Source organism: Paenibacillus sp. GCM10012306 (assembly GCF_042649265.1).
Lineage (GTDB): Bacteria > Bacillota > Bacilli > Paenibacillales > Paenibacillaceae > Paenibacillus_AQ.
Genome location: NZ_JBHRYW010000008.1, coordinates 35,225 through 57,022 on the forward strand (window position 1 = coordinate 35,225; position 21,798 = coordinate 57,022).

The 21,798-nt window shown below is 43.4% G+C and carries 21 protein-coding genes and 2 tRNA genes; 16 read left to right on the forward strand and 7 right to left on the reverse strand.

The window, feature by feature from the left end; all coding sequences use genetic code 11:
- The 8 genes from ACFORK_RS17760 to ACFORK_RS17795 all read left to right on the forward strand — a co-directional run.
- The coding region (locus ACFORK_RS17760) for an S-layer homology domain-containing protein (RefSeq protein ID WP_379201330.1) at positions 1-1,669 on the forward strand (1,669 nt) is incomplete at its 5' end.
- A 78-nt stretch (positions 1,670-1,747) separates the two neighbouring features.
- Complete coding sequence (locus ACFORK_RS17765; protein ID WP_379201332.1) at positions 1,748-2,941, forward strand: HupE/UreJ family protein; 1,194 nt, start codon at positions 1,748-1,750, stop codon at positions 2,939-2,941.
- A gap of 43 nt (positions 2,942-2,984) precedes the next feature.
- A complete protein-coding gene (locus ACFORK_RS17770; RefSeq protein WP_379201334.1) occupies positions 2,985-4,016 on the forward strand; it encodes a permease in 1,032 nt (343 codons plus the stop codon).
- Between the two features lie 33 nt (positions 4,017-4,049).
- A complete protein-coding gene (locus ACFORK_RS17775) occupies positions 4,050-4,988 on the forward strand; it encodes a TIGR03943 family putative permease subunit (RefSeq protein ID WP_379201336.1) in 939 nt (312 codons plus the stop codon).
- 42 nt (positions 4,989-5,030) lie between these two features.
- Positions 5,031-5,936 carry a cupredoxin domain-containing protein gene (locus ACFORK_RS17780; protein WP_379201339.1) on the forward strand — a complete coding sequence of 302 codons (906 nt, stop codon included), beginning with the start codon at positions 5,031-5,033 and terminating at the stop codon, positions 5,934-5,936.
- 167 nt (positions 5,937-6,103) lie between these two features.
- Positions 6,104-7,474: an MATE family efflux transporter gene (locus ACFORK_RS17785; RefSeq protein ID WP_379201875.1), complete on the forward strand. Its 1,371-nt coding sequence runs from the start codon at positions 6,104-6,106 to the stop codon at positions 7,472-7,474.
- A 20-nt stretch (positions 7,475-7,494) separates the two neighbouring features.
- Positions 7,495-7,578 (forward strand) — tRNA-Leu (locus ACFORK_RS17790).
- Between the two features lie 108 nt (positions 7,579-7,686).
- Positions 7,687-8,223, forward strand: coding sequence for an HXXEE domain-containing protein (locus ACFORK_RS17795; protein ID WP_379201341.1), 537 nt, complete (start codon positions 7,687-7,689; stop codon positions 8,221-8,223).
- Positions 8,224-8,301: 78 nt separating this feature from the next.
- Here ACFORK_RS17795 and ACFORK_RS17800 read toward each other — a convergent pair whose 3' ends face one another.
- The 5 genes from ACFORK_RS17800 to ACFORK_RS17820 all read right to left on the reverse strand — a co-directional run bounded on the left by ACFORK_RS17800 (position 8,302) and on the right by ACFORK_RS17820 (position 12,626).
- The gene (locus ACFORK_RS17800) at positions 8,302-8,922 is read right to left on the reverse strand and encodes a DedA family protein (protein ID WP_379201343.1); all 621 of its coding nucleotides are present in this window, start codon (positions 8,920-8,922) and stop codon (positions 8,302-8,304) included.
- Complete coding sequence (locus tag ACFORK_RS17805; RefSeq protein WP_379201345.1) at positions 8,923-9,543, reverse strand: class I SAM-dependent methyltransferase; 621 nt, start codon at positions 9,541-9,543, stop codon at positions 8,923-8,925.
- Between the two features lie 155 nt (positions 9,544-9,698).
- A complete protein-coding gene (locus tag ACFORK_RS17810) occupies positions 9,699-11,006 on the reverse strand; it encodes a sensor histidine kinase (RefSeq protein WP_379201348.1) in 1,308 nt (435 codons plus the stop codon).
- Positions 10,981-11,682, reverse strand: coding sequence for a response regulator transcription factor (locus ACFORK_RS17815; protein ID WP_379201350.1), 702 nt, complete (start codon positions 11,680-11,682; stop codon positions 10,981-10,983). The genes ACFORK_RS17810 and ACFORK_RS17815 overlap by 26 nt, the downstream gene beginning before the upstream one ends.
- Positions 11,682-12,626, reverse strand: coding sequence for a phosphatidylinositol-specific phospholipase C/glycerophosphodiester phosphodiesterase family protein (locus ACFORK_RS17820; protein ID WP_379201352.1), 945 nt, complete (start codon positions 12,624-12,626; stop codon positions 11,682-11,684). The genes ACFORK_RS17815 and ACFORK_RS17820 overlap by 1 nt, the downstream gene beginning before the upstream one ends.
- A gap of 265 nt (positions 12,627-12,891) precedes the next feature.
- On the opposite strand from ACFORK_RS17820, the gene ACFORK_RS17825 reads away from it, so the two are divergent.
- Positions 12,892-13,056 (forward strand): hypothetical protein, encoded by a 165-nt coding sequence (locus ACFORK_RS17825; protein ID WP_379201354.1) that lies wholly within the window; start codon positions 12,892-12,894, stop codon positions 13,054-13,056.
- A 189-nt stretch (positions 13,057-13,245) separates the two neighbouring features.
- Here the strand turns inward: ACFORK_RS17825 and ACFORK_RS17830 are convergent, their stop codons facing one another.
- On the reverse strand, positions 13,246-14,274 hold the full coding sequence (locus ACFORK_RS17830) for an NAD-dependent epimerase/dehydratase family protein (protein WP_379201356.1): 1,029 nt from the start codon (positions 14,272-14,274) through the stop codon (positions 13,246-13,248).
- Positions 14,275-15,324: 1,050 nt separating this feature from the next.
- Here ACFORK_RS17830 and ACFORK_RS17835 point away from each other — a divergent pair.
- From ACFORK_RS17835 to ACFORK_RS17865, 7 genes are all read left to right on the forward strand, one after another.
- Positions 15,325-15,789, forward strand: coding sequence for a DinB family protein (locus ACFORK_RS17835; RefSeq protein ID WP_379201358.1), 465 nt, complete (start codon positions 15,325-15,327; stop codon positions 15,787-15,789).
- Between the two features lie 210 nt (positions 15,790-15,999).
- A complete protein-coding gene (locus ACFORK_RS17840; protein ID WP_379201360.1) occupies positions 16,000-16,422 on the forward strand; it encodes an NUDIX domain-containing protein in 423 nt (140 codons plus the stop codon).
- A gap of 22 nt (positions 16,423-16,444) precedes the next feature.
- On the forward strand, positions 16,445-17,008 hold the full coding sequence (locus ACFORK_RS17845) for a helix-turn-helix domain-containing protein (RefSeq protein WP_379201362.1): 564 nt from the start codon (positions 16,445-16,447) through the stop codon (positions 17,006-17,008).
- Positions 17,009-17,201: 193 nt separating this feature from the next.
- Entirely contained in the window at positions 17,202-18,452 is a 1,251-nt protein-coding gene (locus tag ACFORK_RS17850; RefSeq protein ID WP_379201364.1) for a CynX/NimT family MFS transporter, read from the forward strand.
- 73 nt (positions 18,453-18,525) lie between these two features.
- A complete protein-coding gene (locus tag ACFORK_RS17855) occupies positions 18,526-19,200 on the forward strand; it encodes a metalloregulator ArsR/SmtB family transcription factor (protein WP_379201878.1) in 675 nt (224 codons plus the stop codon).
- Positions 19,182-20,324, forward strand: a complete 1,143-nt coding sequence (locus tag ACFORK_RS17860) for a cysteine desulfurase family protein (protein WP_379201366.1) — start codon at positions 19,182-19,184, stop codon at positions 20,322-20,324. Before ACFORK_RS17855 ends, ACFORK_RS17860 begins: the two co-directional genes overlap by 19 nt.
- A 184-nt stretch (positions 20,325-20,508) precedes the next feature.
- A tRNA-Leu gene (locus ACFORK_RS17865) sits at positions 20,509-20,592 on the forward strand.
- A gap of 250 nt (positions 20,593-20,842) precedes the next feature.
- On the opposite strand, the gene ACFORK_RS17870 is transcribed toward ACFORK_RS17865, so the two are convergent.
- Positions 20,843-21,490: a FusB/FusC family EF-G-binding protein gene (locus ACFORK_RS17870; RefSeq protein ID WP_379201368.1), complete on the reverse strand. Its 648-nt coding sequence runs from the start codon at positions 21,488-21,490 to the stop codon at positions 20,843-20,845.
- Between the last annotated feature and the right edge of the window lie 308 nt (positions 21,491-21,798).

A 21,798-nucleotide genomic window follows, 5' to 3' on the forward strand; every position in this document is an offset into this window, starting at 1 on the left:
TACGGCAAGTAATAAGGCTGTAAAATGGAGCACCAGCAATGCTGAAGTAGCAACCGTAAATGCCAGCGGTAAAGTTACTGCTATTGCGGAAGGAACAGCAACCATCAAAGTAACAACTGAAGATGGTAAATTGGAAGCAACAAGCGAAGTAACGGTATCACCGAAAGATTCCAGTGGAGAAAATACACCAGTAACGGGTGTGACGCTGGATAAAGCAACGCTGAATCTGAAGGTTGGAGAAAGCGACGAGCTTAAGGCGACCGTAACTCCTGATACGGCAAGTAATAAGGCTGTAAAATGGAGCACCAGCAATGCTGAAGTAGCAACCGTAAATGCCAGCGGTAAAGTTACTGCTATTGCGGAAGGAACAGCCACCATCAAAGTAACAACTGAAGATGGTAAATTCGAAGCAACGAGCGAAGTGACGGTCACTAAACTGGACACTTCCGGCGGAGATAAAGATAGTAAAGGCAGCAACCCAGGTACAGGAAGCAATGGCAGTGGCTCTAATGGATCAAGCGGCAATACCACTCCTGGTAATGTTGTTGACAATGGTTCTGGCGCTAACTCCAGCTACAAAGTATCCTCCGCTGACCTAAACAATAGTGCAAACGGGGTTACGACCGTCGAAGTTCCCGCGAAAACGACGGAAATAAGTCTTCCAGGAAATACAGCAGATCTGATTAAGCAAAATGCGTTGCAAATCAAATCTGACGCAATTACGTTAACCGTTCCGTCTGAGCTGCTGAAGCAGCTGTTCAGCAAGCTGTCGACAGAAGAGCAGCAGAACAGTACGGTTACGTTGAAGCTGTCGCCTTTGAGTAATGAAACAGCAGTCAGCATAATCAACGGCAGCAGTCAAACAGCCCATGCAGGCCTGAAACTGAGCAGCGATATCTATGAGCTGACTCTTTCGATTCAGACAGCAAGCGGCCAGTCGATTAATCTGTCGAAATTCGATCAGCCAATTACGATCCAGCTGAAGGTTGCGGCAGATACGAATCCTAAGCTGGCAGGAATCTTCTACATTTCTGATGGCGGATCAATTGAGTATGTGGGAGGCACTTATGCCAACGGGTATATGACAGCCAAGCTTACTCACTTTAGTAAATATGCCGTTCTGGAATATACCAAGTCATTCGTGGATGTTCCGGCAGGACATTGGGCGGCAGACGTGATTAAAGAGCTTGCAGCTAAACAACTGGTGAACGGAACCAGCGACAGCACATTGGAGCCGGAACGTAAGGTTACTCGTGCCGAATTCACTGCGATGCTGATCCGGGCGCTCCATCTTACGGATAAAGGAACCTTGGCATTCACAGATGTGAAGGACGGCGATTGGTATGCCGAGGCAGTAGCGATCGCTGTCAAAGCGGGCATTGTCCAAGGCAAGACCCAGACCCTCTTCGATGCCAATGCACAAATTACCCGTGAGGAAATGGTGACCATGTTGATGCGGGGATATGAAGTGGTTCATGGTCAAGTAACCGTGAATAATCCTACTTCATTTACCGACGAGGCTAAAATCTCTGCTTGGGCCGTACCATTTGTTAATGCGGCCTCAGCGAACAAGCTGATTCAAGGACGCGCGGCTGGCAAGTTTGATCCGAAAGGAATCACAACCCGTGCCGAAGCGGCGCAAGTCATCTATAATCTGCTGAACAACTAATTTTTATAGAGGCACAGGATGGAAAGCAGGATGCCCTTCTTTTGAATGGCATCCTGTTTATTTAAGAGGAGGAAAATCATGCCCAGGCTTCAAAGAGCACGTCAATTATTCATCTGTTTCGCATTAATATTACTGCTAATACTTCCGTTTAATCAGCAAGCCGATGCACATGCGTATAGTGCCAGCTATACTACGCTTAATCTGACCAAATCCTACACTGAAATGACTTATTCAATTGATGAGCTGTCCGTGATCGAGCTGGCTGGTGGCGATACAGATGGAAATGGAATGCTGGATGAACAGGAATTCGAAGCTATCAAAGATCAATTCCTCAAGTTACTTGAGCAGGATATCACTTTGAAAATAAATAACGAGCCACAGGCTTGGACACAAGTGGAAAGTATGGTCATGGATCGTAAAGGTGATGCCACGAAAGCCATCATCAAATTAAAATTTCCAGCGGTGTCGCCGGCTCAGTCGATATCTTTGACAGATCGGTTGTACATGAATAATAAGGCTACTGAGAACTATGTGGATCTGATCACGATCAATTATGGTCAACAAAAGAGCACCGCAGCTTTATCCGGCAGCAGCCGGGTATGGGCAATGCAGCTCACTGACACAGAGTATGCAAATTTGCAGCAGGATGGCGAACAGGTACAGTCTAGTGTTGCCGACAATTCATCCTCAGCGGGACAGACAACTGACGAAGATGCTGAGCAGTCGGTTTCTGGTTGGGTATCGTTTTTCAAACTGGGTATGAACCACATCTTGTCTGGTTATGATCATCTATTGTTCCTGTTCTCGCTACTGATCGCCAGACAAACCTTTAAGCAGTATGCAGCGATGATCACTGCCTTCACCGTTGCACACAGTATTACTTTAACCTTGACCGTGCTTGGCATCATCAATGTTCCTTCCATTATTGTGGAGCCGGCGATCGCGCTTAGCATTTGTTTTGTTGCTGTTGATAACATGGTCCGTGAGCGTGTCAGCTACCGCTGGGTATTGACCTTCCTGTTTGGACTCATTCACGGGATGGGCTTTGCTGATATTCTTAAAGAAATGGACCTTGTAAAAAGTGAGCTTGCCGTTGATTTAGTTAGTTTCAACCTTGGTATTGAGACCGTTCAACTGATTTTGGTCGCTATCCTTTTGCCGCTTCTGGCACTGCTGCATCGTTGGAAATATTCGAGACGGGCGGTACTGGGATGCTCAACACTGGCCTTTGCACTCGGTGGTATTTGGCTGGTTCAACGTTTGTTCTTCTAATTCATGAACGAAAAAAGGTGAAGCTATAGTGCAAGAGACGGTAATGCGAAATAAGTCATCCAGGTGGAATAGTTATATCGTGCTGGGACTCTCATTGGTGACGATGCTCATTCTCTATTTCTTTTCTACCCAAGAGCCTGGAGCGCTGCTGCAAAACGCCAAGCTACAGTTATTTAAAATGATGTTTGTCAGCATTATTATCGAAGCGATGCCGTTTATTCTCATCGGGGTGATTATTTCAGCGCTGCTGGAGGTTTTTGTATCAGAGGGGACGATTAAGCGAATGATTCCCCGCAATCCAGTTTTAGGAATCATCACAGCAAGCGTGATCGGTATCATTTTTCCTATTTGCGAATGCGGGATGGTGCCCGCGGTTCGTCGTTTAATTCAGAAAGGGATGCCATTATATGTCGCGACTACGTTTATTGCGGTAGGGCCTATTTTGAATCCAATCGTTTTCTGGTCGACATTTACGGCGTTTCGCAACCGACCGGAACTCGCATATTCCCGTATGGGACTAGCTTTTCTGGTAGCCCTTGTATTAGGATTGATTGTCTATCGTTTTGTTCATCCAGATCAGTTGCGACACAGTGGCGCTTCTTCACATGGAAGTCACAGCCATCATGCTCATTCGGAAGGTAATACTTTAGTTGCGCGTTCTTCTTTTAGGAAACGGCTATTGGAGGTCATGCACCATTCGATCAGCGAGTTTTTTGATATGGGTAAATATTTGATGTTCGGCGCATTATTGGTTAGCCTGCTACAGACATTCGTTCCTAAAGAGAGCCTGGCGGCATTAGGCCATGGACAGGGAAGTGCGAACTTACTAATGATGGGGCTGGGCTTCTTGCTTTCACTTTGTTCGACATCGGATGCATTTGTGGCCCAATCGTTCACGACTAGCTTCTCCGGGGGAGCATTGGTTGCATTTATGGTGCTTGGTCCAATGCTAAATTTGAAGGGTGTACTGATGATGACAGCCGTTTTCAAATCTCGGTTTGTGGTCGTATATAGCGCATTGGTGGTTGTGTTCGTCTATGCAGGCACTTGGCTGCTTGAGAAACTGTTGCTGTAATAGAAAGAGGGATCCGAATTGGGAAAAACACGCATGTTGGTACATGATTCATTAAAACTGCTTATCCTTATGGGATTCACCGGTTACATGATTTATCTGGCTCTCACGGGTGAAATTCTGCTTTATATCGCACCACATCTGGTAAAATACACGGAGCTCGCTGCTGCTGGTCTATTCCTGTTCACCCTTTTTCAACTTTACGTTCTAATTCGCTCCCGTACTCAGCCTGTGATTGCTTGTAGTTGTGCTCATGATCATGACCATGGCCACGATCATAGTCATCATCACGATCATGAGCATGATCATCATGGGCATAGCCATGAGCCGTCCAAATCACTCTTGAAAAATGTGATCATGTATGGTCTATTCATTTTGCCGCTAATGCTGGGTGCATTTTTGCCTAGTCAGGCTTTTGCCGGCTCTCTTATTAAGAATGGAGGCTTTCAACTAGAGGGAACAGCTACCAGCAGTAGTATCCCTGAGGATTTGGCTGGGCTTGCCGGATCGGAATCTCCAGAAATAAAGGAACGGTTTAAGTCGGACAAGTACAACCGGGATTATGCCAAGTTGGGCATGCTCTTGTATCAGCAAGATATCATTGAGATGAAGGAACAGTGGTTTATCGAGAGGCTGCAGGCGCTGAATTCTTTTGCGGATAACTTTGAAGGCAAGACGATTAAGATCAAAGGCTTTATCTCTCGGGAAGATGAATTACAAGGGAACCAGTTTATCATTAATAGAATGGCTATGACGCATTGTATCGCCGATATTACTCCTTACGGAATTGTTGCCGAGAGTGAGGAAGCAAGCAATTTTGCCAATGACACATGGGTGGAGCTCACAGGAACCATTGATAAGACAACCCATCATGGTCAGACTGAAATAAAAATCATGGTCACGGATATCAGCCCTTCGACTGGACCAGAGATTCCTTATATTTATCCAGACTGGGATTTTGCCTCTAAGCTGTGAGTCTATAGTGCAAGAATAGATTAAAGATGGAGTGAATGTGTTATGCTGCTGAATACAGGCGGTCTAGTGTTAATTCTGCTAATTACGCTTTACCATATTTATTTTTTGGTGCAAAGAAAGAGTGGGCTGACTGGGAAGAGCGGCATGATACTAGCTTCGCTTTTTGCTCTTCTTGCAGGACTTGCAGCCGGAGTGATCGGGGCCCAAACCTTTGATTACGGGCTAGTGCTATCCATACTGATCTGCGCATTGCTGTCCGCTGTTGCGGGAGCGGCTCTAGGATTCCCTTTTGGCTGGCAATCTGTGATTAATAGTATCCTTTCTGGTGTCATCGGCGGTACATTAGGGACCGTGCTGGGAAGCTTATTCTTTACTTCAGGACGAGTTGTTTTGTCTGGGGTCGTTCTGTTCATTCTGTGTTCCTTCCTCGTGCAAAAAATAGGCGATGCATTGATCAACAAGCCGCGTCCGAAAGCGAAGAAAGCAAACACGTCCAAGAAAACAGTAGGCAAGCCTACCTATGCAAGCACCATTTTGTTAGCAGCAGCTACGATCATTGTCGTGGCAGGGCTGCTATTGCAATATGACCGAATTGCTGTAGGTTCTATTGGTCAGCCCATATCGCAGACCGCAGTATTGGATGAGGAGAACGATATGCAGGTGGCGACGATTGAGGTATCAGAAGCAGGGATTACTCCTAAGACTACTGAATTTATTGCCGCCAAAATGATCAAGGCCATCGTTAATGTCAAAGGGTCTGTAGGAACAGGGCTAACGCTCGTTTCGAAGGATTTGAATTTTAACGTAGAGCTGAAAGAGGGAGAGAACATCTTGCTACTCAGCAATCCTCAGCCGGGTACGTATGAGATAGAAATCCCCACCAAGAATTACACAGGGACCTTCATCGTCAAAGCAGCAGAGAAAACCAATAACATAAACAATCCATAGTCTGCTTAAGCAAGGCATGGAGAAAGTCCGTAGGCACGTCATAGAGGCGTATACGGGCTTTTTTTATTTATAGTTAGACGATTGACAATTCAAATTCTAACAATTATATTATGAATAAAGATAGAATTCTAACAGTTAAATACCTTATTAAGAAGGAAGAGAATGAAATGGAGAATAATCAATATTATCTCGAAGCTGCACCTGTCCGTAAAGCGATCACCCATTTATCCATTCCCATGATGATCGGGATGTCGGTCGGTACGATTTACAACGTGATTAACGCTTATTTTATCGGCTTGCTGCATAACACAAGCATGCTGTCAGCCATCACCCTGGGCCTGCCGATTTTCACCGTGTTGATGGCCATTGGTAATGTATTCGGAGTAGGCGGAGGAACCTTTGTTACACGCTTGGCCGGGGAGAAAGAGATGGAGAAGGGGAAGAGAATTGCTGGCTATACCTTCTATAGTAGTATCATCGCCGGATTGCTGATTGCATTCCTAGCTTTTCTGCTGGTGAATCCCATTATTCAATTACTTGGTGCGGATGCTGCTACTCTGGCCTATACCAAAATTTATGTCTTGACTCTTTTTGCCGGAGGGTTCGTCGTTGTTCTTAATTTTGCTTTGGAGCAGTTGGTACGGTCTGAAGGGGCCTCCAAGGAATCAATGTATGGCATATTCATTAGTACGGCGCTGAGCCTGATCTTCGACCCGTTATTTATACTGGTGCTGAAATGGCATGTAGCCGGAGCGGCGCTGGCAATGGTTTTGGCTAATGTGGGGTCCGTGCTGTATTATATCTATTACTTGGAAAAGAAGAGCGAGTATCTGCGAGGGTTCCTGAAGTCTTTTAAAATCTCCATTCAGGATCAGTTGGAAATCTACAAGATCGGGTTATCCGAGCTGTTGCAAGCTGGCTTCCTTATTGTCAGCACACTTTTGCTCAATAACTATTCCATACTGTATGGAGACAGCGTTGTTGCCGGTTTCGGTCTGGCGCTACGGATTGCCCAGGTGCCGGAGTTCCTCGCCATGGGATTGTTCCTAGGCCTGATTCCATTCTTCGCTTATAATTATTCCAGTAAAAATATTAGCAGATTCAAAACAGGGTTTACCTATGCTTCGCTCTATATTGGCGGAATGTCGATATTATTCGTGGGCTTGGTGTATCTCTTCAGAGAGCCTGTTATCCATTTCTTCTCCAATGATCCAGAGGTGCTGAAAGTAGGGACCTATATTGTAGTAGCGATGCTCATATCCGCATTGTTTAATGGTTTTACAGGTTTGTTCACAAGTGTGTTTCAAGCCACAGGTCAAGGCCTGCCCACGATGATTATGTCCATCACACAAGGTGTCTTGTATATACCGGTCATTATTCTGTTACATTCCCTGTTTGGACTACACGGTGTTATCTGGTCGATGACGGTTACCGAAGTGATCACCTGTATGATGGGCCTGCTATTATTTATCCCGTTTAATAAAAAAATCCTTGCATTCTGCCTGAAAAGCGAGTATAGTCTTATGTACAGGCGGTGATGATCGCCAGTACATAATTTGCGGTCGTGGCGGAATTGGCAGACGCGCACGGTTCAGGTCCGTGTGGTAGCAATACTGTGGAGGTTCGAGTCCTCTCGACCGCATTACAACGAAGAACTTCTTGATTGTGTCTTATGACGATTCAAGAAGTTTTTTTGTGTATTCGGAATTAATGTAATAAGAACCTAATAACGTAAGGAAGGGATAAGCAAATGAATAATTTTATTAGTGACACTAGTATTTTGTGGCTGCTACCAATTATTTTTATGCTTCATGATTTTGAAGAAATCATTCCGATCCCAGGTTGGCTTCACAGAAATAGAGAAGATATTTTGAAAAAGGTTCCTAATGCCCTCCGATCAAGGGTGGGAAAAATGTCAGCTCTCACAGCCCCACAATTCTCAGCAGCTGTTGGCGTCCTATTTGTTATCTTTTCGATAGCCACCTTTTTGGCCTATGAGTATGAATTTTTCCTTCTTTACATTGTGTTAAGTCTAGGATTGTTTCTGCATGCCTTCTTTCATATCGGAGTGTCGTTATATTTAAGAAGATGGACACCAGGCGTTGTAACGAGTGTTGTTCTCCTTCTTCCTTATGGTGTTCTAAGCATAGATTACTTCATACGCAACCATTTGTTAGTGTTCCCCGATATTGTATACTCCGCTTTAGTTGTTATCATATTCTTTTTCCCATTCCTTAGGTTGCTACATTTCATTGGTAAGAAGCTGACAAAATCAGAGCAGTATTAATGGGCGAGCAAAAAAGAGTGTATTCTTCCACAATAGGTAGGCTACACTTTTTTTGCGTTAACATGTCATCCTTGGTCTTTAACCTTCAACATTTTTTGTTACTTTCTTTCGTTTTGTAAAAGTAACACGCATGATGAGATACAGGGTTAGAGCAACAAGTAGCGCCGATAGCACCCAAATTCCGTCCCGGTAAAGTAAATGACCAATTTCCTCGACATGGCTACCTACACTCCGTCCCAGCATGAAAAAAATCGTCGTCCATATCAGCCCGGTTGTGTAAGAGAGTAAGGCGTAGCGAGGGGACGACATTTTATTGAGACCCATAAGATAGGGGAGGACATGCCGGATGACCGGGAAAAAGTAACCGATGCAGAGCGAGAAGCTGCCGTACTTCTGTATCAATTTTTCCGAGGATGAAAGGTACTTATCCATCTTCTTTTTACGTCGAAGCTTATCCAGTACAGGGGCCCCCAGCAGGCGGCCAAGTACATAACCAAGCGATAGTCCCGAGATGACTCCCAAGTAGGTAACAATGAAGGCAGGAAACATATGGAGCATACCGTTTGAGGTAACGCTGCCGCCGGTCATGACTATGACTTCGTCGGGGATCGGTAGACCGATAATCCCGAACCATAGGGCAAGGAATAGAGCAGCATAGCCAAACTGTCCAATAAGCGATACAAGCGTGTCATAGTTCATTTACAGATCGCTCCTTTTGTAAAAAAAGATGTGAGTCTGCGGGAAGGGGAGAGGGCTTCTTACGCAGACGTAGACGAAGGCAGGAGGCATATTGAGTGGTACGAAATGTACATGCTCTATCTCAAATTGCTGGTGCAGTTGCTTTCTCATTTGCTGGGAATATTGAAACGCAATGAACAGTCCACCGGGCTTCAGTGCCGTACTAATCTGTTCCATTAGAATGTCACGTAGCTGCTGAGGGAAATTAAAAAACGGCAGGCCACTTAAGATACAATCCAACTTCTCGTCTTGGAGTCCTTGTTGGTGTAGGGCAATATCCATATGTCTTGCATCGGGATAACACAGAAATCCTGGGTATCTCTCAGTCAGTTTTTGCCGGAGTTCAGCATCTTTCTCAAATAAAAGAACTTGCGTGTGTCTTGACTTAGCGGACGCTATGTACTGCGTAATCGCGCCGCTGCCAGCCCCAAGCTCGGCAATTGCCGTGGCTTGTTGCCAGGGTACGTACTCTATCATTTTTTTGGCCAGATAAGCTGAGCTTGGAGTAATGCTGCCGACCTGCATAGGCATACGAAGAAATTTATAAAAAAATAGTAAGGCGTCATGGAGGTTTCTGTGCATAGTGTTATCCTTCTTTCTTGTTGATGCCTCCATCATAAGCAATAAAAATAAAGATCAAATAAGGGGAAATCTAAAGTTTGTTTGAAGATTTTTTTAATATCTAAGAACGAAAAAAAACCTTCAACTTCTCGTGGAAGTGAAGGGGCTTACTGTTTTTATAATCTCGTTTTGGGTAGCTCAAGAAGAACGTTAAACTGATCGCCATGGATTTCGATTCTGATCTCACCGCCGTGCAGGTCAATAATGCTTTTCACAATAGCCAGACCAAGCCCGGAACCTTCAGTTTGACGTGACTCATCCGCTCTTTTGAAGCGTTCAAATAACTCGTCAGCGGGAAAATCAATTTCATAAGAAGCTGTGTTTTGGATTTTAAGCAGAACACGATGTTCAGATTCATCAAGGTAAATGTAAATTCTTGTACCTGGAAGAGAGTATTTTTTGGCGTTCCCAATCAGGTTTTCAAATACCCGCCAGATTTTATTACCGTCCAATTCGGCATAGATATGGGGTTTGGCTATTTTTTCTCTTACTTCAAGAGAGGTGCCCAAGTTACTGCTGAATTCGGCAATCGCTTGTGTTAATAATGTTGCTACATCGATCGTTTGAATATCCAGTTCAACGGTGCCACTGCTCATTTTAGACACTTCAAACAGGTCTTCAATTAATAGTTTAAGCCGAAGAGCTTTGCGGTCCAGAATATCAACGTAGGAAGTGGCTCTATCCGACTCAAGCTGTTCTTTTTTTAACAAATCAATGTAGTTGATAATAGATGTTAATGGAGTCTTCAAGTCATGCGATACATTTGTAATCAGCTCCGTTTTTAAACGCTCGCTTCTGATTTGATCCTCCAGGGCATTTTGATAGCCGATCTTCATGTTGTTAATGTATCCTGCCAGTCTGGGAAATACGCCTTCTCCTTGAACTGGGATTGTAGATTGAATGTTGCCTTGGGCAATTTCCTTCGTGCCGTTAACAATCTGCATCAACTGAATAACCTTGTGTAGACTGTGCGGAATGACAATCAAAATATACAAAACGAGATAAGGTATCCAGATAAACAATTCATAAAATGGGGAATAGCTAATGATTCGCCACACAGAAATACCTGCAATCGCTGTTAAAAGGAATAAAACAACCAATTTCAGTGTAATTCGGTTATCTACCGAAATGCCTTTCCAGACTTGAGCATACTTCCTGAGAAGGTCCAAGTAAATAGATACCATACTGACCTGTTTCGGAGCATTTTTACCAAAAAAGAAGTAGCCTTTGCCTGCAAGAATCAGGATAATAATAGCAGCTAAAACATAGTTGAACAGGCTAAATAGAAGAGGACTCCAGTAAAACCACCCGATGAATCGATCAATTAGTTGAACCACGATCCATAAAATCGCCGTACCTAATATGACCCGGAGATCAAGAGATAAAGCACTAATCCCGTTATTTTTTCTCGATTTTGTACCCAATTCCCCACACCACCTTTAAATATTTCGGATCCTTGGGATTAATCTCAATTTTCTCGCGAATGTTTCGTACGTGTACAGCGACCGTATTATCAGAGGCAAAAATAGGCTCATTCCACACGCTCTCGTAGATTTCTACAATGGAAAAGACTCTTCCTTTGTTCTCCATCAGCAGCTCCAGAATTTTATATTCCTTAGGCGTGAGCCGAACGTCTTCGCCGTCTACTTCTACAGTTTTTGAAGTTTTGTTCAGGACAAGCCCCCGTACCTGGAGAATCTCCTCGCCTTCACTCATTTGAAAAGATCCCAAATTGGTAAACCTTCTGAGCTGGGACCGGACTCTTGCGATCAGTTCCAGCGGGTCGAACGGTTTGGTAACGTAATCATCAGCGCCTACATTAAGCCCTATGATTTTGTCGTTCGCTTCCGATTTGGCGGAGAGCAGAATAATCGGTATATTTTTATTTTCACGAATTTTGAATGTTGCTTTAATGCCATCCATCTGTGGCATCATGACATCCATGATAATGAGATGAATGGTTTCTTGTTCCAATATTTCAAGCGCTTCTAACCCATTGGACGCTGTAAACACATCCACACTATCGCTTTTCAAATAAATGACCAGCGCTTCTCTGATTTCCAATTCATCATCCACAATAAGAATATTATTAATCGCCATTATGTTGCCACCTTCATTATTATACTACTTATCGTTCCCAGTACTTCCTGGATGTATTTCCCGAAAACCAGCTTAGCAGGCTTGGAAAATGTATCCTCCAGCGTGTTTGGGGGTGTTTCTAAATCTGTGTAATACCCGTGTACGCCTAGTTGAGACATTAATTTCATAACGCCCGGATTATTAACGGTATGGACGTAGCTTTGTACATTGAGTTGGTTTAATGCATAAACCAGATTAGGATTTATAAGAACACGGTAGGTGGGCATTGCCACCACTGAAATTTGTTTTTCCTTTACAAAATTCACAATGCTTGCTGCAGATGCCCCGGATTGATACAGGGAATAGATTTTATTGGGAAAAGGATAGATGTTCATGACGGTATCGTACATTTCCGGACTATAGATTTCAGGAATAATTCGATTCAGGAGAGAGGCGTCAACCTTCCTCGCTTGTTCCACTAAAGTAGAAAATTGCTGCTGAATCTTCTGTTTGTTCATTTCCTTCGTATCTGTAATCAGATAGAAATCAGGATATTTCACCATTAAATGAAGAATATCTTTAAATAGGAGGGGGCGGAATTTGCCGTCTATAAGAGAGCTTTCAAATTGCGAACTAGTTAAGGAATGACCAGTCTGGCCAGACAGATCTGGCTGTAGTCTTTTGGACCAGTCATGTCTAGCGGCAAGCTCACCGTCTGTTGTTAGCAAAAGATCTGTTTCGAACAGGCGGTATCCTTTATTGTAGTTCGTTATAAATGCATCATAGGAGTTCGTATAACTCGATCCTTGTATTCCGCCCAAAGCGTGGGCAATTAATCTGTTATTTTCCCAACCATTTATAGTTTGTGCAGGAATCTGCCCGTTCCATCCAGACCAAACGATTCCCCATCCTAACCAGATCAAACAAAACGCTAACAATACTGCACTCATTATTTTCTTATCCATCTGTAATTCTCCTTTTTCATATGCCGATGTAAGTCATCTTACAGGGCTGAGATAAAGGACAGGTGGAGAAAAAACGAATGAAATTATGAAGATTATTATAGCATGAATAGAGGAGGAGCTAGACGAGAGGCCCTATTCACTATCCGGAAACGCAAGGAATAGAGGTCTTGATCAGCTTAATGTCGAAATGAATGCATAACCGCTTAGAACAGAAAAAGAGGCACTTTGAAAAAAATATTTAAGCTTTTTAGGAGGGAAGTATTTCATGCAAAAGGCTTTTGTTGTTCATTATTTTAACGAGAAAAGGAATAACCTGACTGAATTGAATCAACTGTTAGAAGGGGGATGGAAAGTGGTCAGCCAGAGTGCCATGTCTGGAGGTGAAGCCGGGGGTACGGTTTATTCACTTGTTATAATAGAGAAAAATTAAGGCACAATAATTTTTTCTTCGGGTCTGAGAAACTGGATAGCTGGATAGCTGGATTATGGATAATGTCGTCCCAGATGAGTAGCTTCTCACTATTAGAACCGATCTATTTATGATGATTTTTCCCAAGTAATGATAAAAAAAGTGTAGCCTTTCCCAATGGGGGGGCTACACTTTTTTTGCGATAACATGTTATCCTCTGTTTTTATCCTGCAACATCTTTTCCATGGCTTGTATGACTGTAGCACTCGGTTCTGTATACTCATAAGCATACACTTCAGGGTAGTTAGTCTTGTACACTACACGGTTTAACATGCGAGGTACCATATCTTGATAATATGACGTTGAATGACAATAGCTCAATAAATCTGCGGCGTCTTCGCCAGGGATAATCCGGGCAGCATGACCTAACACGGCTTTAATCTGCTCATCTGTAAAATGCTTTTTAATCAAATCCATAAGGGTAGAGTAAGTTGATTTAAATGCAGAGGCGAAATGACGCGTCCCATTCGCTTCAGTCGATTTCATCAACGCAATATTCATTGCCGCTGCGTCGCGCACATCAACCCCATACAGCTGCGAATCTGCCATAGCTCTATCGCCGCGAAGCATGGCATAAATCATATCATTGTGCCAAGGCACAAAGCTTGGTCCCATAACATGCGTAGGGTGGATCGTGGTCATGATTATGTTCGTTGTATTTTCAGGGGAGCGGATAAACGACCAGGCTGCTTTTTCTTCCATTGTTTTTGAAACCATGTTGTGGTCGAACAAGCCTTCCCTGTTTTCATTGGTCCAGTCATCCTCAGTAAACGTCGTTTTTGATAGATCATCGTTGCCATAAGCAATGGTTGACTCTGCGGTGGTGTGTACGATCTTTTTGACAGTGCCTGTATCAACAGCCATTTGTAAGAGCATGCGGATTCCTTTTTCTTTCGTGTGGCCCCTATCTTTAAACGTTTTGTCGTTTGGACTGGAGGCACTCCCCTGATTAAAAATCCACTTTGCTCCATTTAACACTTCACGCCAATTTTCTGTATCACCCAGGGTTGCTTTGTAAAAGTTTATATTTGGCAACATCGTTTGAAGCTGCTGTGCTTTTGCTTCATTTCGGTATGTTCCGACAATCTGCGTATAACCCATATCTGTTAACTTCTTGGCAACCCATGCGCCGATGTAACCTGTTACCCCAACAATGACAATCTTATCGTTTAGTTCCATTTTTACGTATCCCCTCTCAATAAAATTGAATGCTACTAATATAATCTCCTGATCATTGTTACTGTATTTCATCAATATAATGTTAAGGCTTAAAGTCGACTTTAAGTCAAACTTTATTTTATTATTAAGTAGATATATAGCTGGACAGTGATAAGTTATACATCACTAATAAGTTCACAAATTCTCGTCCATACTAGAGGTATCCTGCTTGGATTTGATTATTTTCGTTAGGGATACATGCGGGTGCCTGAGCGAACAGGAGAAAAATAGACTTGCGTAAATAAGCGACTGCCGCCCCTCGGATACTACAGCACAAGAAGTCAAGGTCCAAACGACAGCGCTTGACCGAATCCTTTCGCGGCTGCGTCCCCCTGTCTAATTCTTTGAGTGACATGGGAGGAGTTCGCTGGCTCTTGGCTCAACGTCGGTTTGCTTCCAGCCTCGTGAATACATAAATAAGAGCATTTTTGTACCTTAATTTATCTACAAAAGAAGGAAAAGTTCAATTAAGGGCATTTTTGTATGTTAATTCTTACGATACATCCCCTTTTGAGGAATAAGTGAGGAAATAAGGTACAAAAATGCTCCTAATTTCCTTTTTTACTCTAAAACGATCAATATAAGGTACAAAAATGCCGTTATTTTAACCGTTGAATAGATGTTGAGTTCCCAGTTCAGTCTCAGCTTAAGTTCCCAATAAATTCCTAGTGCATACTCAGTTAAGTGCATTTTATACGGTGTTCGTGTATAAGCCACATGAGGCAGTCACTGCTTTTGTAATGTATAGTAGTGTGCCCAGAGTTCAAGCGCTAGAAGTAGTTTAGTCAAAGAAATACGTGGACAACAGCGACCGGAAGTCCAAACATTCGCCGCAGTGATGATCAAGTCTTACGTGAAGATCTTTAGTTCAACTTATATAGTAGACCAAAGCCTGAATATTATTTCTGGCTTGCAAAAAATAACATTGACTTAAAGTCCACTTTAAGGAGTATGATGGTGAACTGGCAAGAGCCAGTAAAGGGTGTAAGAGAAATATGCAGGAGGTTTACGATGAGCACGAAAAATGAGGTTATTTTAGGGTATGGAGAATGGATCAATTTTGCAAAAAATCTTAGTAAGTATGAAGAACAGTCATGGCTAACACCTCTGGGTCCGGATAAGTGGACTGTAAAGGAGGTCGTCGGCCATATTGTACTGTGGGACAAGTATATTCATAATGAGGTTACTCGCGCCATTTTGCATAATAGTCCATTAGGATTATCCAATGCTGAGGAGATCGAAGAATTCAATCGAAAAGCAGGGGAATGGGCTTTAAGTAAAACAAAGGATGAAATTCTTACTGATCTAATCTCCTCAAGAGAAGCCGTTTTGGAAGATCTTCAGGCAATCTCAGAAGAAGCCTTCACCAATGTGTACAATGATGTAGATGGAAATCCTTTTGTGCTAAAAGATTTTATTGTTGAAATGACACGTCATGATCATCATCACAGAGCACAAGTAGAAAGAGTTTTGTAAAAACGAGGGGCAAAAATAGTATAGATCTCAGAATGATTGTATCGATACTGTCATTTTAATGGTTAGTGCTAGGGTCTTTGAATTACTACTAAGTAATTTGAAGACCCTGTTTTTTGCGTTAACATTTATATAGTATTCCTGTACTGATATATAGCTTAAGTATCGCAATACGCTATAATAAGCTTAATGTGAAATTAGGAGAGAAATGTAATGGAAACAGAAAAACGGCCAAGAGTCGGTGTAGGCGCGCTTATAAGAGATGAGAATGATCGCATCTTACTAGTGTTACGTAAAAAACCACCTGAAGCTGGGCATTGGAGTTTACCCGGTGGCAAAGTCGATTATATGGAGACAATAGAAAACGCTGTGATACGTGAAATTCGGGAAGAGTTAGGAATAGAAATCGAAATTGAACGACTACTGTGTGTGACGAATCACATCATTCCATCGGAAGATGTTCACTATGTAGCTCCAACATTTTTGGCTAAGATCGTCTCTGGGGATGTACAAAATCAAGAACCTCATGCGTTAGAGGAAGTACAGTGGTTTCCTATCCAGGATCTCCCGAATAAGATCACAATGACCACAGATTATGCGCTTAAACAGTTGGAAGGCAGCACAGTGGTACAATAGAAAGCGAGGTTGAACAATACAAATGGAAGCCGATGATCCCAAGCAAATTGTTCTACAGGTTGGCGGTAGCCTCAAAAAACTTCGTAAAGAGAAGCGCTTGAGTCTGGAGGAGCTATCCGAAATATCTGGGGTGAGTAAGCTGACCCTTGGAAATATAGAACGGGGTGAGACCAATCCAACCCTTGGACTGTTATGGAAAATATCCAAAAGCCTCTCAATTCCGCTCATGTCTTTGTTCTCAACAGAGAATAAATCGCAAATATCCCGAGCTGGACAAGGCTTAAGGATTACAGGTGAACAGAAAACCTGGATTGTGGAGCCCATCTTTCAGAACACCAGTAATGAAATTGAGATGTGCCGGGCCTATCTGCAGCCGCATAGTTCCTACTTTCCGGAACCACATCACCAATACTCAACAGAAATTGTCACCGTCATGTCCGGGAGCATTACCATTCACGTGAATGAAGAAGCGCATAACTTGAATCAATATGACTCCATCAGTTTTAATGCAGAAGGTAAGCATTCCTATGTTAACCACTCGGATGATGAAGTAGTTCTTCATATTATTTTAAAATACAAGCTGTAGTCTTCAGGGGCTGTGACGTAATCATAAGAACCACAATGACCTTCTATCTATTTGAGGATAGAGGGTTTTTGGTATGCTAAATTTTATTTAAAAATATATTATAGTTTACTTTATTTAATTATAAGTATATTATAATTTATGTGGTTCATTAGATTACAGAATCTAGCTAACAATACATTAGGAGGGTTACAGCATGGCTTTATCGAATGAGCTTCATGAAAGACTGAATAAAGAATCAGGTCTAACTGCCCGGCGCACAGCGGGTTTGACCTTGATTATAGGAATTATTTTTATCGCGGCCAATCTGCGGACTCCACTCAGTTCGGTAGGTCCCTTGGTGGGACTGATTCGCAGCAGCACACAGATTTCCAATACAATGGCAGGGATGATTACGACATTGCCCTTGCTTGCGTTTGCTTTATTTTCAACATGGGTTCCCCGGTTAGGTCGTAAATTTGGCGTGGAACGGCTGATTATGGCTGCTGTGATTTGTCTTACATTTGGTATTGTATTAAGGTCTGTTCCTGGGGTGATCACTTTATATGCGGGAACTATTGTGCTTGGGCTGGCTATTGCTGTGTGCAATGTAATGTTGCCCAGTCTGATCAAACGTGAATTTCCCGCACGGCTAGGGATGATGACAGGTGTATATTCCATTTCGATGAATTTGATGAGTGCCATCGCTTCCGGAATCAGTATCCCGCTTGCCGTTAATGCAGGACTTGGATGGAGGGGGGCACTGGGGATTTGGGGCGTTCTGAGCTTTATCTCTATTGTAATGTGGGTACCACAATGGAAACGGAAGGGAAAAGAAAACGGGGCAAGTACGATTCAGAATAATACGGTGGCCGGTGAACAGACCAGCTTGTGGCGTTCTGGCTTGGCTTGGCAAGTGACCTTGTATATGGGTTTGCAATCTATGGTGTTCTATGTGGTGATCGCCTGGTTGCCAGAGATTCTGCTGCAGCAGGGCATTGGCTCGAGCCAATCCGGCTGGTTGTTATCGATTCTGCAATTGGCGATGCTTCCCTTTACTTTTATTGTACCAATTATGGCAGGACGGATGTCTAATCAGCGTCCACTTATTATAATGGCGTTTATTTTTATAATGTCTGGCATTCTCGGTCTACTCTATGGAAGCGTCCATTTAATTGCGTTATGGGTCATCTTGGTGGGGATCGGTGGTAGCTTCGCTTTTGGTCTGGCGATGATGTTTTTTGGGCTCCGCACTAAGGATGCTCATCAGGCGGCAGAGTTGTCTGGTATGGCTCAATCCGTCGGTTATTTGCTGGCGGCAACAGGTCCGATGCTCTTCGGTTACTTGCATGATGTGACGCATAGCTGGACAACGCCGCTTCTGATTCTGGTTGGCGCAACCGTGCTGCTCCTTATTTTTGGCTTGGGTGCAGCGAGAGATCGGAAAATTGGTTCTTCACATCAATAAGAAAACTTGCGGGATTAAGAACCCACTTGACGAATAGGCTGCTCATTATTATAATTCAAATAATTTATTGAATATGATAGGGGTGGGCGAGATGACTCAAGAGCCGTCGGTAAGAGAGTTTAAGGATGAGTTATATGGACAGTTCGCTCGTATCGGGAAATGCCTGTCTAGTGATAAACGCCTGGAACTGCTGCATTTATTATCTCAGGGTCCCAAGTCGGTAGAGAAGCTGGCTAAAGGAACAGAGATGAGCGTAGCGAATGTTTCGCGCCATCTTCAAGTTTTATTAGATGCCAGATTGGTGAAATATACTAAGCAGGGGACGTTTGTCATCTATACATTGGCTAACCCTGAAATTTTAGACTTTTTAAATTCTTTATGGCGTTTATCTGAAAGTCAGCTTGCAGAAATTACGCGGATTAAAATGAATTTTATGAACAACTATGAGGATTTGCAGACCGTTTCACTGGAAGAGGCATTAAACAAGGTCGAAAACGGGAGCATTATTCTACTCGATGTTCGTCCGGCAGAAGAGTTTGAAGCAGGTCATATTCCTGGGGCGATTTCCGTACCGATGGAGGAACTGGATACTTATCTTCAAGGGCTTCCCAAGGATACTGAGATTGCGGCATATTGCCGAGGTCCCTATTGCATTTTTTCAACTCAGGCTGTGGAAAAAATGCAGCGCGAAGGATTTACAGCGTTCCGCTTGGAGGAAGGGGTATACGAATGGCAACAAAGCCAGTAAATCCAATATACCTGGATTATAACGCCAGTACCCCCATTGCTGCGGAAGTCTTGCAGGAACTGCTGCCGTATTTGCAACAGCACTACGGGAATCCTTCTTCAACGCATTGGGCTTCCGCATCGCTTAAAGATACCATTGAGGTAGCCAGAGGCAGGGTTGCTGCGGCTATCGGGGCAATATCCAACGAAGTGATTTTTACAAGCGGCGGGACGGAAGCTAATAATCATGCCCTGAAAGGGGTGTACTTTGCGTTACGTCAGCGCGGCAATCATATCATTACAACAGCCATTGAACATCCAGCGATCTTGAATCCATGCGCCTTTCTTGAGACACTCGGAGCAGAGGTGACTTATGTGAAGGTGGATGCCGAGGGGCGTGTATCTCCTGATGAGATTGCGCGTGCGATTCGTAAGGAAACGATACTTATTTCTGTGATGCACGCCAATAGTGAGGTCGGAACGATTCAACCCATTGCGGAAATATCGGCAATTGCTAAGACTCACGGAGTTCTTTTTCACACAGATGCCGCACAATCCTTTGGTAAAATACCCATCGATGTCGATCAGTTAGGTGTTGATTTATTATCGATTGCTGGACATAAGCTATATGCGCCTAAAGGGATTGGTGCCCTATATGTCCGTGAAGGGACACCTATTTCATCCTTTATTCAAGGTGCAGGTCATGAAGCGGGTCAGCGAGCTGGAACTGAAAACGTTCCTTATATAGCCGGTCTAGGCAAAGCATCCGAACTGGCTGCGGAGTATGCGAAGAGCCATACGATCCGTGACCTGAAGGATAGGTTGAAGGAAGGTCTACGATCCAGCTTTGGTAATAGCATACGGTTCAATGGTGATATCAATCAGGGTTTACCGAATACTTTGAATGTTAGCTTCTTGGGGATGAACGGCACTGAGATCCTGAAGAAATTCCCTGAAATTGCGGCATCAACCGGGTCGGCTTGCCATTCAGGGAACACCACCTTATCCCCGGTATTAAGTGCAATGGGCATCACTGAGTATGAGGGCTTAGGGGCGATCCGCTTCAGTCTGGGCCGATATACTACGGCAGAAGAAATAGACGAAGTCATCGCGTTGTTTAACCAGCGGCTCCAAATAACCAATTAAAGCAGCTGTCATATCGTTTCTGGCAGGAGATTGTGGTCATTCCTTTGGTTCAACACGGGGGGATGACCTGTTTTCTGATTAGCTCGTGGCAAGAGTAGAAGATTTTCGAAAAAAGACTTGCATTTTATCCGAAAAAGGCGTATAGTCTTATGTACAGGCGGTTGTGGTCGCCGTATCATAATATGCGGTCGTGGCGGAATTGGCAGACGCGCACGGTTCAGGTCCGTGTGGTAGCAATACTGTGGAGGTTCGAGTCCTCTCGACCGCATCATAGTTAGAGAAGAAGCTCGTAAGTTGCTCTTGTAGCGATTTACGAGCTTTTTTATATTTTTGAAAATATAGAGTATTACTCATAGCTTGTGCTGAAGAGATCCTTGAACTGTAATCCAAATGAGTATAAATATATTCTAAGTTCATATACCGTGGCACAGTTATCCATGCTAACCGTTAAAGAGCGTATCTTATTAAGCGTATAAAAAAAGGTTGCTCTTGCGAGCAACCTTTTCTACAATCAAGCGCTATTTGCGAACTGAGAGAATGAACTTCTCCAGTGATTCTGTATCGGTAATGATCCCATTACATTTATGATTGTCCATACATACGTATTGACCAACCGCAGAATAATTATCCGGCGAAGCACCCGCAGGCTTGGTCTTGACCGAGAAGAAAGCAAGCTCTTGATGCCGATTGCAGAACAGACAATATCCGCTCTTGTGTGTCGGCGTAATTCTTCCCTCAATCCCAATGAACTGCCCTTCGAATGGATATACAATGAATAATTTATTCGCAGCAATATCGATCCAGCTCAGATACGTCACAAATCGAAAATCGATGGATGACAGGTCCGGTGCTTTCAGCTTCTTCGTCTTAGGGAACAGCTTCTGAATTTGTTTTAGCGTAATCGTCGGATATGACTCAAGGTAAGGCTCTAATGCGCTAACATATCTCTGGAAATCATAGCCCGACTCCAAGGTCGAGATTTGTTCCAGCATCTGCTGCTGCTCCTGTGTAAGAGAAGGAAAGGCTTCAGTAACGATCGTTGCGGCACGAAATCTTACGGTCTCCAAGACTCTACGGTCTGCGACGGTTCGCAGAGTGTTTTGAAGGAATTCACTTTGTTTCTTGATAACGTTATATTGGTGGTTTCTAATGAATGGTGTATTCATAGCTTTTCAGCCCCTTATTTTTAATGGAAAATTATAAGGTGCAAAGCCCATTATTAGAAACGATAATGTTAAGCTTGGGCGAAGAAATCTGTTCTATCGCACCTCACACAAAGTATCGCCCTAGTATTAGGCTTTGCATGAGGACACCCTAGCTAATGAGCAATTCTGCGTTGCCATGTCTATACAACCCCCTGTCGCAAATACTGAGAAAAGTATAGCATATGAGGTTGAAAGGCACAAAAACTGCACGGGAAAGGGCCGAAGTATACTATAACAAGAGGGTCGTAAACCTGCTTTTACAGCGGTTT